General features: G+C 45.3%; 12 protein-coding genes. 6 read left to right on the top strand and 6 right to left on the bottom strand.

Going from position 1 to position 13,980, the window contains the following annotated elements; translation table 11 throughout:
• Positions 1-35 precede the first annotated feature (35 nt).
• The 4 genes from lepA to HQM15_03220 all read left to right on the top strand — a co-directional run bounded on the left by lepA (position 36) and on the right by HQM15_03220 (position 5,927).
• The gene (gene lepA, locus HQM15_03235) at positions 36-1,832 is read left to right on the top strand and encodes an elongation factor 4 (GenBank protein MBF0491773.1); all 1,797 of its coding nucleotides are present in this window, start codon (positions 36-38) and stop codon (positions 1,830-1,832) included.
• Between the two features lie 619 nt (positions 1,833-2,451).
• Positions 2,452-3,252, top strand: coding sequence for a signal peptidase I (lepB, locus tag HQM15_03230; protein ID MBF0491772.1), 801 nt, complete (start codon positions 2,452-2,454; stop codon positions 3,250-3,252).
• Positions 3,253-3,273: 21 nt separating this feature from the next.
• Positions 3,274-4,605: a phosphoribosylamine--glycine ligase gene (gene purD, locus HQM15_03225; GenBank protein ID MBF0491771.1), complete on the top strand. Its 1,332-nt coding sequence runs from the start codon at positions 3,274-3,276 to the stop codon at positions 4,603-4,605.
• A 5-nt stretch (positions 4,606-4,610) separates the two neighbouring features.
• A complete protein-coding gene (locus HQM15_03220) occupies positions 4,611-5,927 on the top strand; it encodes a DUF1015 domain-containing protein (GenBank protein ID MBF0491770.1) in 1,317 nt (438 codons plus the stop codon).
• 6 nt (positions 5,928-5,933) lie between these two features.
• On the opposite strand, the gene HQM15_03215 is transcribed toward HQM15_03220, so the two are convergent.
• Together HQM15_03215 and HQM15_03210 are read right to left on the bottom strand one after the other, a co-directional pair.
• Entirely contained in the window at positions 5,934-7,334 is a 1,401-nt protein-coding gene (locus tag HQM15_03215; protein MBF0491769.1) for an aldehyde dehydrogenase family protein, read from the bottom strand.
• Positions 7,335-7,378: 44 nt separating this feature from the next.
• Positions 7,379-7,705 (bottom strand): DUF721 domain-containing protein, encoded by a 327-nt coding sequence (locus HQM15_03210; protein MBF0491768.1) that lies wholly within the window; start codon positions 7,703-7,705, stop codon positions 7,379-7,381.
• Between the two features lie 192 nt (positions 7,706-7,897).
• Here HQM15_03210 and HQM15_03205 point away from each other — a divergent pair, with 192 nt between their 5' ends.
• Positions 7,898-8,263, top strand: a complete 366-nt coding sequence (locus HQM15_03205; protein MBF0491767.1) for a TraR/DksA C4-type zinc finger protein — start codon at positions 7,898-7,900, stop codon at positions 8,261-8,263.
• Here HQM15_03205 and gshA read toward each other — a convergent pair.
• Genes gshA through HQM15_03185 form a run of 4 tightly spaced genes read right to left on the bottom strand, consistent with a single transcriptional unit; the run spans position 8,251 to position 13,574 of the window.
• Complete coding sequence (gshA, locus tag HQM15_03200) at positions 8,251-9,492, bottom strand: glutamate--cysteine ligase (protein MBF0491766.1); 1,242 nt, start codon at positions 9,490-9,492, stop codon at positions 8,251-8,253. The genes HQM15_03205 and gshA overlap by 13 nt on opposite strands.
• 4 nt (positions 9,493-9,496) lie before the next feature.
• On the bottom strand, positions 9,497-11,008 hold the full coding sequence (gene ppcA / locus HQM15_03195; protein ID MBF0491765.1) for a phosphoenolpyruvate carboxylase: 1,512 nt from the start codon (positions 11,006-11,008) through the stop codon (positions 9,497-9,499).
• Positions 11,005-12,156, bottom strand: coding sequence for a hypothetical protein (locus HQM15_03190; GenBank protein MBF0491764.1), 1,152 nt, complete (start codon positions 12,154-12,156; stop codon positions 11,005-11,007). Before HQM15_03190 ends, ppcA begins: the two co-directional genes overlap by 4 nt.
• A complete protein-coding gene (locus HQM15_03185) occupies positions 12,153-13,574 on the bottom strand; it encodes a hypothetical protein (protein ID MBF0491763.1) in 1,422 nt (473 codons plus the stop codon). Before HQM15_03185 ends, HQM15_03190 begins: the two co-directional genes overlap by 4 nt.
• 176 nt (positions 13,575-13,750) lie before the next feature.
• Here HQM15_03185 and HQM15_03180 point away from each other — a divergent pair.
• The coding region (locus HQM15_03180) for a hypothetical protein (GenBank protein MBF0491762.1) at positions 13,751-13,980 on the top strand (230 nt) is incomplete at its 3' end.

Here is a 13,980-nt window from a genome sequence, read left to right as displayed (position 1 = left end):
ACATCTCTAAAAAAATCCTCTAGTCACCCTTTCCTGTGAATCCTCAATTGATCCGAAATTTTTCTATCGTGGCCCATATTGATCATGGCAAATCCACCCTTGCCGATCGCCTGCTCGAATTCACCGGTGCACTTTCTCAGCGGGAGATGCAGGCGCAATTTTTGGATAAAATGGATATCGAGCGCGAACGCGGAATTACCATCAAGGCGCAAACGGTTCGCCTCAATTACAAGGCGAAAGATGGAAATAACTACGTGCTCAATCTGATCGATACCCCCGGGCATGTGGATTTTAACTATGAAGTATCGCGTTCCTTGTCTGCCTGTGAAGGGGCTATCCTCGTGGTGGATGCCTCCCAGGGGGTACAAGCCCAAACGCTGGCCAATGTCTATTTAGCCATTGATGCAGGACTGGAACTCTTTTGTGTCCTCAACAAGATTGATTTACCTACCGCCGATCCCGAGCGCGTGAAGGCCGAAGTGGAGGAAGTGATAGGAATCGATACCTCCACCGCCGTCGCTGCCTCTGCAAAACAAGGCATAGGTATCGAAGAGATTTTAGAAAAAGTGGTCGAGTTGATTCCCCCGCCCAAAGGCAATCCAGACGCTCCCTTGCGGGCCCTTGTTTTTGATTCTTGGTTTGATGCCTATCAAGGCGTGGTGGTCATTGTCCGTCTGGTGGATGGAGAATTGAGAAAAGGTCAAAAAATTAAACTCATCTCTACCCAAAAGGAATACCTCATCGATAAAATTGGGGTGATTGATCCCCATTTTCGGGAAGTGAGTGCTTTGGGAGTAGGAGAGGTGGGTTTTATCATTGCGGGCATCAAAGAAGTGGCCGAAGTGCATATCGGGGATACAGTCACCGATGTGGAAAGGCCCAGTACAGAAGCCTTGCCTGGTTTTAAACAAGTGAAGCCCATGGTGTTTTGCGGCATCTATCCTATTGAGCCGCATCAGTACGAAAACTTGCGGGCAGCCCTGGAAAAATTAAAATTGAACGATGCCTCTTTCACCTTTGAACCCGAAACGTCTCTGGCCTTGGGCTTTGGCTTTCGTTGTGGATTTTTAGGTCTGCTGCACATGGAAATTATCCAGGAACGCCTGGAACGGGAATATTTTTTAGATCTTATTTCCACGGCACCCAGCGTGATCTACCAGGTGAGAAAAACGAACGGCGAAGTGATGATGGTGGATAACCCTTCGCACCTTCCGCCGGTTCAGGAAATTTCGGTGATTGAAGAGCCCTATGTGAATGCGATGATTCACTTGCCTAACGATTTTTTAGGCGCTGTAATCCAATTGTGCGAAGGCAAGCGTGGCATTCAGAAAAAAATAGATTATCTTTCTACTCAACATGTGTTGTTAGTCTATGAGATGCCTTTTTCAGAAATTGTTTTTGATTTTTACGATCGTCTCAAGAGTATGTCCAAGGGCTATGCCAGCTTTGATTACGAAGTCATCGATTTCCGACCCTCGGATTTATCGAAGTTGAATATTATGGTGAATGGGGATGTGGTGGATGCCTTGTCGATTATTGTGCACCGGGAGAAATCCAATCAACGGGCGAGGTCTCTCGTTGAAAAACTCCGGGAACTGATTCCACGCCAGCAATACGAAGTGGCTATCCAGGCGGCGATAGGCAGCAAGATTATTGCCAGGGAAAGCGTGAAGGCCTTGCGCAAGAATGTGACGGCGAAGTGTTATGGTGGCGACATTACACGAAAACGGAAGTTGCTGGAAAAACAAAAAGAAGGAAAGAAACGCATGAAACAGGTGGGAAGCGTGGAGATTCCCCAAGAGGCTTTTTTGGCAGTGTTGAAGATTGATTGATTTTTCAAGGCTCTCTCTCCCTTGACGGGAGAGAGTTGGAGAGAGGGTGATAGTGGTTTCAATTTGATTTCCAATTGCCCCCTCACCCTGACCCTCTCCCTCCAGGGGAGAGGGGATTTGATGGATTAACAGTGGAGCACCTATGCCTCAAACAAAACATGCAAAAAAATTTCGTTGTGAGTCCTGTGCTACTTTGAGCGATTTTGAACTTTTGGACGAAGAGCTGATTTCAAGAATTGAAAAAGAACATAGCTGTCCTCGCTGCCATGCCACGGGGAAAATGGAACTCTTGTTTCAGGTTTTTTGTTCCAGGTGTAAAAATGAAAATCTGATCAAGGAATCAGTTTATAAAAACGCACAAAATTATAAATGCGAAGCTTGTTTAGCCGAAGAAGCACGGCTTCGTCACGAAGAAGAGGAAAGAAAACGCAGGGAAGAGCAAGAGCGAAAGCGTCGCGAGGAAGAGGAACAAAAAAGGATTCAAGAAGAACTTAAACTACAAGCAGAAAGGGAGCGCTTGGAAGAAGAGCGTGAAAGAGCGGAAGCCCAAGCCCGTGCTGAAGAAGAATTGCGCCTTGTTCAAGTAGCTGTTCAAATTCAAGTTCAAGCTGAGAGTAATATGAAATCTAATCCAATCATTAAAAAAAAATCGGAATCTCGCGAATACCTCGAGGCCTTTTTCACGGCTCTCCTCATCGCCTTGTTTTTGAGAGCCTTTGTCGTCGAGGCCTTTAAAATTCCCTCCAAGTCGATGGTGCCCAATTTGTTAGTGGGGGATCATTTGTTTGTGAATAAATTTATTTATGGAATCCGCCTGCCTTTCAGCAAAATATGGCTCACTCATTTTAAAGCACCTCGGCGAGGGGAAGTGGTGGTTTTTAGCTGGCCCAAGGATGAAAGTATGGATTTCATCAAGCGCGTGGTGGGTCTCCCTGGGGATAAAATAAGGGTAGACAAACGGGACCTGTATGTGAACGATCAAAAAATGAGTTTATATCCTGTGCAGGTGGAGGGCGTAGATCCTCAAAATATTCAGAAGCTAAAAATCACTCAAATGGATGGAGCGGTGCAGGGTAAAAAAATTACCGATCTCCCCTATATGGTGGAATGGAAAGACTATGACTATTTCGTAGAAGATCTCCAAGGGGTAAAGCATTTCACCCAATACATGAAGCCCCTTTGGCCCCATCCCGAAAATGAATGGGTAGTTCCTCCAGGCTATCTCTTTGCGATGGGAGATAACCGAGACAATTCGAGTGATTCCCGGGAATGGGGTTTCGTGCCGATGGAAAATTTACGAGGCCGTGCCCTCTTTATCTGGTTTTCCTGGGATTCCGAATCCATTCAATCTCCCTGGTATGCCATTCAAGATTGGCCCAAGAAAATTCGTTGGGGCAGATTTGGGAAGGCGATTGAGTAATAATTCATCAAAATAAATCTTATGAATATCCTCCTCATCGGCTCCGGCGCTCGCGAACACGCCTTAGCCTGGAAAATTTCTCAAAGTCCAAAATTGACTAAACTCTTTGCTATGCCTGGCAGCGCCGCTATTTCAAGGTTTGCGGAATGTGTGAATCTGAATTTTTCCACACCTTTCTCTTTACTCGAATTTGCCCAAAAAAATAAAATTGCTTTGGTCATTGTAGGCCCCGAGGCCCCTTTGGTGAAGGGCCTTGCGGATGCCTTCCAAAAAATAGGAATTCCTGTTTTTGGGCCTCTTGCAAGTGGAGCGCGTCTGGAAGCCTCAAAAGCCTTTACAAAAAATCTCTGTAAAAAATATCAGATTCCCACTGCGGCCTATGAATGTTTCGAAGAGGCGAATGCCGCTTTAAGTTTTCTGAAAAATATTGCCCCCTCTCCCGAAAACCCTGCGGCTTTTCCTCATCCCTCAAGGGGAGAGGGAGCCTTCTCGTTTCCAATTGTCATTAAAGCCGATGGTCTCGCCGCAGGCAAAGGAGTGGTGATTTGTGAAGATCTGCATCAGGCCTCAGAAGCCATTGAAAGTATTCTGGTACAAAAAACTTTAGGAGAACAAAATTTAATCGTGATCGAAGAATTTCTCAGAGGCGAAGAAGCCTCCTTCATGGTGATTAGCGATGGGAAAACTTATTTGCCTTTAGCCACCAGTCAAGATCACAAGCGCGTGTTTGATGGCGACCAAGGCCCTAACACCGGAGGTATGGGGGCTTACTCTCCTGCGCCGGTGGTGACTCCATCTGTCTTCGAAAAAACGCTCCAAACGATTATTGAACCCACTTTGGCTGGTTTGAAAACTGAAGGGATTCCTTACCAGGGGGTGCTTTATGCCGGTTTGATGATAGAAAAAAATACTCCCGAATTGTTGGAATACAATGTGCGTTTTGGAGATCCCGAGTGCGAAGTGATTTTACCGCGCATGAAATCTGATCTGATCGATTTGATGCTGGCAACGGTTGAAGGAAAGTTGTCGGAATTCAAATTGGAATGGCATGAAAAATCTTGCGTTGGCGTGGTGCTGGCCGCTGAGGCTTATCCTGCAAGCCCTGTAAAGGGGGATGAAATTTTTGGTTTGGACGAAGTGGAAAAATTGAAAGACGTTGTGGTGTTCCATGGAGGAACCGTGTTGAAAGAAAATAAGTGGTTCACCCATGGGGGGAGAGTGTTGGTAGTCAGCGCCTTGGGGGATGATTTAAAAGCAGCACAGTTGCTGGCTTACGAGGCGGTTGCAAAAATTTGTTGGCGCGGGATGCATTATCGAAAAGATATTGCAGCAAAGGCTTTAGTTAGGAAATAAATTTTATGTCCAAAAAAATTATCAGCCCCTTTCGCGGGCTTCATTATAATCCTTTAAAAATCAAAAATTTTGCCGAAGTGATGGCTCCTCCTTATGATGTCATCGACGAGGCTTATCGTGAAAAACTTTATGCGCGTCATCCTCAAAACGTCGTGAAACTCATCCTCACCCAAGAAGAGGATGGAAAAATACTTGGATTAAATAAATACGAAATGGCCGCAAAATATTTGCAAGATTGGCAGAAACAGGAGCTGTTGGTGCAAGATGCCCAGCCCCAGCTTTATCTCTATCATCAGACCTACACGTTAGCCGATGGGAGGGCCCTCACTCGAAAAGGCTTTATAGCCCGCAGAAGACTGGAACCCTTTGATGAAGGAAAAATCCGTCCGCATGAATATACCTTTGCAGGTCCCAAGGCTGACCGCTTACAGCTGATCAAATCCACCCAAACCAATCTGTCTGCCATCTTTGGAATATTTTCCGATGCCCAGCGCCAGGTGATGAAAAATTTTGACAAGGCCCTGACCCAAAAACCCTTAATGGATTTGGTGACGGATGACGGCAATCGCCACCAGGTCTGGGCCGTGGGAGATCTTCAAATACACGAACAAGTAAATACCTTGATGCAAGATAAAATCACTTTTATTGCCGATGGGCATCATCGCTACGAAACAGCCCTCAATTACCGTGACTATTGTTTGCAAAATGTCCCTTCTTCTCAATCTGACCCAGCCTACAATTTTGTAATGATGTACCTCTGTCCCATGGAAGACGAAGGCTTGGTGATTTTGCCCACTCACCGTGTGCTGGATGTTGCTGTGCCCTTGAATCTGGAGGCTGCGCTTCAAAAGCTTTCTCAAAATTTTGAGATCAAAAAATTTGCAAAGGCGAACAAGGCGGCAGCCCTTCAAGAATTGCAGCAGGTCGGCGCAAACAAATTGGGATTTATACTTTCCAGCAAAGAGGCTTTGAATCTCATTCAAATCAGTTTTGAGAAACTGGCAAAAATTTCTGCTCTAGCTTCACTCTCTGCCCCTGTCCGAGAATTGGATGTGACGGTATTGCATCACTATTTATTGCCTGAAATTTTTGAAATTAATTTGCATGAGGGAGACGAGGTCAAGAAAATCCACTATGTAAAAGATACTCAAGAGGCCCTGGAAGCCCCTGAAAAAGGGCAGGCCAGCCTGAGCTTCATCTTGAACCCCACCCAAATGAAACAAGTGGAAGCGATCTCCAACATCGGGGAACGCATGCCGCACAAGTCGACTTTCTTTTATCCCAAACTGCTTTCAGGATTGGTATTTAATCCCTTAGATTGAAATATTTCACAACCACTTCGTGGCCAGATTGATTATCCTTCGTACTTTGGGGGTGTAGGGGGGGTAGAACATCTTGAGGGTATCCAGGCACCTTTGATGGAGGACGGCGCGTTCGTGGGAGAAAGTGCGGAAGCCGAAAAATCCGTGGTAATTGCCCATGCCGCTATAGCCCACCCCTCCGAAAGGCAGGTCAGGATTGGCCAGATGGATGATCAGGCTGTTGACACAGCTGCCGCCAGCGCTTGTGTTTTTCAAAATATAATCGACCGTATTGGAATCTTTGGAAAAAATATAGAGTGCCAGGGGCTTGTCTCTTTTCTGAATGATGCTGAGGGCGTCGTCCAGGGAACGATAGGCAATCAAAGGGAGTATGGGCCCAAAAATTTCTTCGCGCATGATGGGTGAGTCGTTGGTGACATGGGTTAAAAGTGTGGGGGATAAGAATCGCGTGTCTTGGTTGCTCTGTCCTCCATAAGCGAGGGTGGCTCCTTTTTGGACCGATTCATCCAGAAGACGTTTCAGTGTTTTGAGAGCCCCGTCGCTGACAAGACGGCAAAAATTGGGGCTGTCTGCCTGTTTTGACTTTTCTCCATAACGGCTTTCGATGACTGAAATGGCTTCCTTGACAAAATCTTCCACGCGATTTTCGTGAATTAAAACATAATCAGGCGCCACACAGGTTTGACCTGCATTGATAAACTTTCCCCATAAGATGCGTTCAGCGGCCTTTTTGATATCGGCGGTTTGATCGATCACGACGGGAGATTTGCCGCCCAACTCCAGAGTCACGGGAGTCAGATTTTTCGACGCTTCTTCCATGACTTTTTTCCCAATGCGCGGACTGCCAGTGAAGAAAATATGATCGAAGGGAAGTGTGAGAAGCTGATCGGCGATCTCGGAATTTCCTTCGATGAGGGCAATTTCATTTTCGTCGAATAATTGGGAAATGAATTTTTTCAAGAAAGCGGAGGTATGAGCTGTTTTGCTGGACGGTTTGAGGATGGCACAATTCCCCGCGGCAATGGCGGCAATCAAGGGGGCCATGAGAAGCTGAAAAGGATAATTCCAGGGTGACAGGATGAGAACAATCCCTTTGGCTTCATAATGAATTTCACTTTTTGTCCCAAAGAGTGTGAGTGGCGTTTTGACTTTTTGAGGTTTCATCCAGCGGGTCAGATGGGAAATGGTATGATTGAGTTCGGAAATGGTCGGGTAGATTTCGGTTAAATCCGTTTCTCCAGGATTTTTTCGGTAGTCCGCATAAATGGCTTTCTGGATTTCTTCCTGATTTTTGAAAATGGCTTCCCTTATTCTCTTTAATTTTTTGATTCGTTCCTGGGCTGTGCTTTGGGAGATTTTCCAACGGTTTTCTTTTTGTGCTGAAAAAATTTTTTGAATGTTTTGCATATAAGTAAAATCGTAACAGAAATATTTTTTTTATCATCCTCTTTTCAATCCGGAATGAAAAATTTTTTAGTTCCCAGTTCCAAACGAAGATGTTTGATAGGGCAATCGGGAATTTCTGTCTGAATTTTTTCCAAAATTTGTTGTTTCATAAACGAGAGTTCGTTCATCCAGGAAGCGTTAATCACTTTTACCACCAACGTGTCTTCCATAAGACGCGAGGGCCAGGCCTTTTCGGCGATAGTTTTTCCGACAATCTTGTCCCAGTGACTCCATACAGAATGCCTCTTAAGCTTCGATTCCAAATTGAGGCCTTTGAGCGTTTTACTCAGTAAACTGGCAATGCCCTCCGGTTTCTGGTTTTTTCTCATCATGGGGACCTCAATAAGTGCTTTGCCTGCGAAGATCAAGCCTCTACAAGTAGATTGACAAAAACCTTGTTCATGACCAGTATCGCCGCCTTGTTTTCGCGAGGGGGGCTACGCAGGGCGTCAAAATAAAGGGTTTTCTAAAGTGAAGAAATCTTCTATAGTGTTAGTTTCTAAATCTATCGATAGGGGGAGTCTATGAATAAAAAAGACCTCAAGCGTTTTAAAGAAATATTAGGTGAAAGAAGGAATGAATTGATAAAAAGTGCTCAAGCTACTCGCGAGAGGGGCCTGGTACTAGATACCGACGATTTACCCGATGAGGTCGATCTGGCTTCTTCTGAATCCGATCAGTCAATGAGTCTCCTATTGCGTGACCGGGAGCGCGTATTACTCCGAAAAATTGAAAAAGCCTTGGCTAAAATTGAGGCGTCAAATTATGGAATTTGTGAATCTTGTGGGGAAGATATAGATTTGAAGCGTTTGGAAGCCCGTCCCGTGACGGATCTCTGTATTCAGTGCAAAGAAGAGCAGGAGCGTATCGAGAAAAACTATGCGGAGTAGGCCTCTCGTGCGGCTGCCAGTACGGCGATTTTTCCTAGTAAAAAAGAAAGTTTTAACAGGGTCTGTTTTTCCGGGCATTTCAGATAATGGCCCTCATGGGGTTCGTCCAGTTTGTGCAGACACAAACAGGAGAAGGCCATTCCTTTGCTGTTGAGAGAGCTCCATTCATCTTTCAGTTCGTTGATGCGAAAAAAACCACCGATTTCATTTTCACCCACCATATAAATCACCGGTTCTATGGGATAACCGCTGTAAGAATCAGCCGTGACGATGCCTTCCTGAATTAGGAAGGAGCCCACCGGGTTGTTTCCTTTAGCGGACAACAGTTTGTTTCGGGTGCGTCGGTTCATCTCCAGAATTTCTTCTGCACTGCTGAAATACTCAACGCCCATGCCATAAGTACCAGAGTTATTCTTTACGAAGACATAGGGAGGGTTTTGAATGCCATAGTCGAGGTATTTTTTTTGTATTTTTTTTAGCGTTTCATCCACAATCAAAGCCAGTTTTTCAATGCCTTGCCTTTCATTCAGCTTTACTTCATTTGCTTCAGTAAAAAAGCAAGAGATAAGCCAGGGATCTAAATCTGTCACTTGGCCAATTTCAGTGGCTATCTGATTGTAAAATTCAAAATGAGTACTTTTTTTACGCTGGAACCAACCGAGCTGAGGAGGCGGAATAATCTTTTGAGAAATATTCCTGAACTCTTCTGGAAGCCCATTTGAGAAGTCGTTGTTGGAGAGAATCAGTTCAGGTTCCCAATCTTGGGCGATATAAAGGCCTTTCCCTTCTTTTTTAATTCGAAATAAATCCAGATTTTGAGAGGAGAGCGGAATGCTTAATGAGTCTCCTGAAATTTCTTCGGATACAGTGCCCACTTTAATTTCATAACCTGCGTCTGTAAGCATCTGGGAAAGGCGTGCAACGTTTTCAAAATAAAATTTGTTGCGTGTGTGGGCTTCAGTAAAGAGCAAAATTTTTTTTATTTCAGGATAAGTATGAGTGAGATAATTTTTAATTTCTGCGGTGGCTAAACGGGAAAAGGAAGCGCATAAATTGTTGAACCCTGCAGGAAATACATTCGTGTCAACGACAGCTGTTTTGAATCCAGAATTTCTAACATCACAAGACACGTAAAAGAGCGCCGGAGTTTTTTTGAATTGCTCTTCAAAATACCGATTCAAGGCCTTGTGGTGTCCGATGAAATGTTCGTTGAGTTGATGGAGGTTCATGATATTAACCAATACTGTGCCTTATTTTTGCGGCCTGGACTATGTCTTCTTGCAATTCTTGTTTCATAAAAAAACGACGAAGTACATTACTGGTATAATTGCGATGTAAGAAATCTTCGTGTTTTCGGGGGCCCAGTTTTGTCCCTAAATAATTTTCGACATGAACCATGCCCTTTTGCACTTCTTGAAAAGGCTCAATTTTTTTGGCGAGCTGCTCAAGATTTTCACGGTTCAAGTAACAGCTAATATTTTGAAGATCTTCTTTTAATTGAGGGTAAAGTTTTTCAAGTGCTGGAGTGAGTCCACGATCTTCTGCTTCTTTTAAACCGCGTCCCAGCCCAATCAGCTCGGGAGGGACACCAATCGAATAAAAAACAGCAGTGAAGGTAATGGCTCGAGGGAGTTTGATGCCCGCCTTTCCCACCTGTCGGGAGTAACCAAAATGCCCCGTGTGTTGAATACGTTCGCGACGAGCAGGAATATGCCTGGCAATGCTATTCACAAACTCGCTGAGTTCTTCAATGGTGTTGCGATAATGTCTTACAAAGATGGCATCCAAGGTATGCAATTCGCGCATTTCATGCTCGTTATAAATGCAGCGCCCACTGTCGGGTAATTTTTTATTGAGCCACGCAATGGCCTTTTTGACTTCCTCGAGAGGATAATCGTAGCGAAAAGCAGATTGCAAGGTGACAGTAGAAATTCCGGGATAGGTTTTGATAAATCCAGAAATGCTTTTTGGATTTAAGCCTCCCCGGAAAGGTAAAGATCCCGTGCCAATCATCGGATAGACTTTGATTCCTGTGTCGCGTTCAAATTTAAAATATTCCGAAAGTGCTGCCTTGGCGCTGAGCACGGCGGCCAGGAAACCTCCGTCCAGGGCAGGATCGCTGCGGGCAATGAAAGGGCGTATCCAGGTGGGGCGTTTTCCGCTGAGTTTGTGCATGAATTGGGTGTATTGCTCCAATATTTTCCGACTTTTCAAAAGGGAATCGGTCCCTTCGATGAGGGGGATAATTTCCAAATGGTCGGGGTTTAGTTTTTTGACCCCAAAAATTTTGGCCTGAAACCGGGCGGTTTCCATGAATTTTTTTTGAAGTTGAATGAGCTCGGAAGAACTTTGAGTCATGGGGTGGATGACTTCAAAAATAGGCGGAGAATAGAGTTTGAGTTCGCTGGCCGAGTAAGAAGCAGAAAGTATTCCGCTAAAGGCACGAGAAAGACGGGAAGGGCCTTCCTTGGAAATATTAGGCACCCGGAAAGTGAGGCGCTTCTCTTTGCCCAGAGGGTGCGTGTAAAAATAGTCATAATACTTGCTGTACAACCTGTCGACTACCGCTTCATCCACAAACTTGCCTTCCCAATCCCACATGTATTCATCGCAGGCAAGGTCGGCAAAAGATCGGTAACATTCTTCCACCTCTTTTGCAGTGGAGACAAAGGCGTCGCTATTCCAGTAGGGAATGTTGGCGTTGTCTGGATGTTGAGTGGCCAGGGTTCTGGGAATTTTTATCATAGATTTTCCACCTGTAAAATTCTCAAATAAGTTTGCCTCACTTTTTTTCGATACCCCGTAAATTCATTCATCAGCAGTTTCCCATTTTGATAGCCCATCACTTCGGCGATATTTTCCAGCAGGGGAGTTTGAGGGTCAAGATAGCCTTGCCGCAGGTCGAAAAAAACCTCCAGGCGCGTTTCGAGCAGGCGATAAAAAAGGTAGGCGTCTTTCAAGATTTCGTATTCCGGAGGACGCAGCACTTCCCGTTCGCCCATTTTTTCTATGGCTTCCAGGGTGTTTTCGCAGACGATGCTCTCAAAAATTTTTCCCATCTTCAATTGTAGATACTGAACCGCAAACTCAATGTCGACAATGCCTCCTGGGCCTTGTTTGTAGTGAAGCCGTCGGGCACTTTCTTTGGCCAGTTCTTTTTCCATGCGTAAGCGCATGCGATGAATTTCTTCATTTAAATTGTTCGGAAATTCGGTAGAGAAAATAAAACGCAGGGTGTGTTCCTTCAAAGTTTTGCCAAAGCCTTCATCGCCACAAACAAAGCGGGCCTTCAGCAGGGCCTGTTTTTCCCAAATTTGCGCAAAGTTGCGTTGGTAGTCCGCAAAGGCATCCAGCGAAGAAATCAAGGGACCCTGGTTCCCCGAGGGACGTAGCTGGGTATCGACTTTAAAGGCATAACCGCGAAGGGTGTGCACGGTAAGATAAGAAATTAATTTTTGAGCCAGCAGGGCGTAAAATTCCTTATTGGAAATTTTCTTGCGGCCTTCTGTATCGCCGTTGCGGTTGTATAAAAAAATCAGATCAAGATCCGAATAATAATGCATTTCCCGGCCACCGAATTTTCCCATGGCGACAATGGCAAATTCAGCCCGCATCAAGTTCCCCGAGTTGTCGATAAAACTGGGGAAACCATAGGTAGGCGTCAGGGAATCGAAGGCTATTTGATAAGTGGCCTGCAGTACGCATTGGGCGACGCTGCTCAGATTTTGAAATACCTCGGGTAGTGGGGAGTGATTTTCGGTGTCCTCTTTTTGAATTTGCGAAAAATAATCCCGTTTAAAAGAGCGGATTTCATCCAGCCTTAATTCCAGGTCGCTGAGTTCCTTCAGGCGATTTTGAAGATCGTGTTGAAGTGTGGACAAGGAATAAATCATGATTCGCCATCCACTTTCATTTCCTGATCGAACAAGTTTTTGAAAATATTTTGCACCATGCTGGTGGTGTGGGTCAGGTCATCCATAAAACGGGCATGGGCCTTTTCCAGATCTTCATCATAATATCCCATGCGACGGGCGAGGGCCATCTGTTCACTAATGTTTTGAGGGATATTGTGCGTCTGCGCTTCGTGAACGAGTTGCAAGCGATGTTCGACGCGTCTCAAAAAAAGGTAGGCATCCGTCAGTTGACTTTCATCCTGTTCGCTAATCCGTTTTAATTGGGTCAGGTTTTTTAGAGCCTCGAAGGTGGAAGGGGTTTGCAGGGAGGGCTGTTGGCCGCCAAATAAGAGTTGCAAGGTTTGTACGAAAAATTCAATTTCGCGAATGCCCCCTTCGTCCAGCTTTACATTAAAACCCCTGGCGAGCTTTTTTCTGGACGATTCATGCACCTTGGCCTTCATGGCCTTCATGCGGTCAATGGTCGACAGGTCGACATGCTTCCTCCAAACAAAGGGATGTACCAGGCTTAAAAAATCTTTTTTCAGTTTTTCATCGCCAGCGATAGGGATGGCGCGGATGAGGGCCTGGCGCTCCCATTCTTCGCCAAAGGCTTCGTAGTAGTTTTCAAGGGCGTAGAGTGAGTTGACCAAAGGGCCACTTTTTCCTTCGGGGCGCAGATCCAAATCGACCCGGTAAAGAAAACCCTCGGGGGATTTTGAAGAGAGAGTTTGAGTGAGGCGTTCGGCCAGTTTGTAATAGAACTCGCGAAGGCCGAGCGGTTCGGGGTTTATTTCCTCGGGAGCCAAATCGTAAACGTACTGTAGGTCAATATCCGAAGAATAGTTGATTTCACGTGCGCCCAGTTTACCCATGGCGATCACTTGAAACCCGCAATGTTCAGGCTTCCAACGTTCTTCGTCTTTAAAGAAGGAAGGGGATTCTTCTTGAAGGCGTTTCAATTCGAAGCCGAGCGCCGCTTGCACGAGGGCGCAAGCCAGGTCGCTCAGTTCTTCCAAAATTATTTTCTGCCCCGCGGCCTGGGAAAGGTCTTTCACCGTAATCCGTAAAAATTCTCGATATTTGTAGTTTCTGAGTTGAAGTTTAAAATCATCCACATTGTGTGAATAGGTCTCAGAAAGGACTGAAAGCTCTTCCAAAAAATGCTCCATTTTTTTTTCGGTTTCAATGGCATTCGATTCAGTGAGTAGGTCAATTTCGGCGGCATTTTTAAGCAAGAATTGAGTCAAAAAATGAGAGTTCCCCAAGATGGAAAGCATGCGCTTGGTGTTTACAGGTTCCAAATCGAGGGCATGACCTTTGTATTGCAGATAGAGCTCTTGCAGCTGTTCGAAGGCGTGCAGGGCCGTGACGGGTTCGCCAGACCATTCCAAAATTTGTCGAATTTGGGCATCCATAAATATCCTCTTCCAAGGTGACTAATGGATGTGATTATCATATCGCGGCCCCGCCGCAACCAAAGAAAATGTTTCCTGGTATGCGATTTGTCATCCTTGGTAAAAAAAACCACACAACTTTCTCCTTCCTATGCCGATAAGCTTTTGGAACTGAGATTCTCCAGGGATTAAAGCTTATGGTAACCCTTAACAGATCTACACAACCTTTAACATTACTTGCAAACAATCCCCTACATCAGCCTGTTGAAGCTGTTTTGCCAGCAAGTGCCGTTTCTACAATTCCCCATTTGAGCCAAGCCGTTGCTGCCTTGCACGAAATCAAACATTCAATTTTTTCCTCCCTCTATTCCTCCGTAGGGTCGGGTCTCTGTGCCCGACCGGTATTGGAGTTTTTCGATCAGGAAAT

Source organism: Deltaproteobacteria bacterium (assembly GCA_015233135.1).
GTDB lineage: Bacteria > UBA10199 > UBA10199 > JADFYH01 > JADFYH01 > JADFYH01.
The sequence above is the reverse complement of the archived record's forward strand: the minus strand, read 5'-3'. Positions and strand labels throughout refer to the sequence as shown.

Coding starts and splice junctions, on each gene's coding strand:
- HQM15_03185 (MBF0491763.1), bottom strand. CDS start 13,574: ATGGATGCCCAAATTCGACAAATTTTGGAATGGTCTGGCGAACCCGTC.
- purD (MBF0491771.1), top strand. CDS start 3,274: ATGAATATCCTCCTCATCGGCTCCGGCGCTCGCGAACACGCCTTAGCC.
- HQM15_03205 (MBF0491767.1), top strand. CDS start 7,898: ATGAATAAAAAAGACCTCAAGCGTTTTAAAGAAATATTAGGTGAAAGA.
- HQM15_03215 (MBF0491769.1), bottom strand. CDS start 7,334: ATGCAAAACATTCAAAAAATTTTTTCAGCACAAAAAGAAAACCGTTGG.
- HQM15_03220 (MBF0491770.1), top strand. CDS start 4,611: ATGTCCAAAAAAATTATCAGCCCCTTTCGCGGGCTTCATTATAATCCT.
- HQM15_03210 (MBF0491768.1), bottom strand. CDS start 7,705: ATGATGAGAAAAAACCAGAAACCGGAGGGCATTGCCAGTTTACTGAGT.
- gshA (MBF0491766.1), bottom strand. CDS start 9,492: ATGAACCTCCATCAACTCAACGAACATTTCATCGGACACCACAAGGCC.
- ppcA (MBF0491765.1), bottom strand. CDS start 11,008: ATGATAAAAATTCCCAGAACCCTGGCCACTCAACATCCAGACAACGCC.
- lepB (MBF0491772.1), top strand. CDS start 2,452: ATGAAATCTAATCCAATCATTAAAAAAAAATCGGAATCTCGCGAATAC.
- HQM15_03190 (MBF0491764.1), bottom strand. CDS start 12,156: ATGATTTATTCCTTGTCCACACTTCAACACGATCTTCAAAATCGCCTG.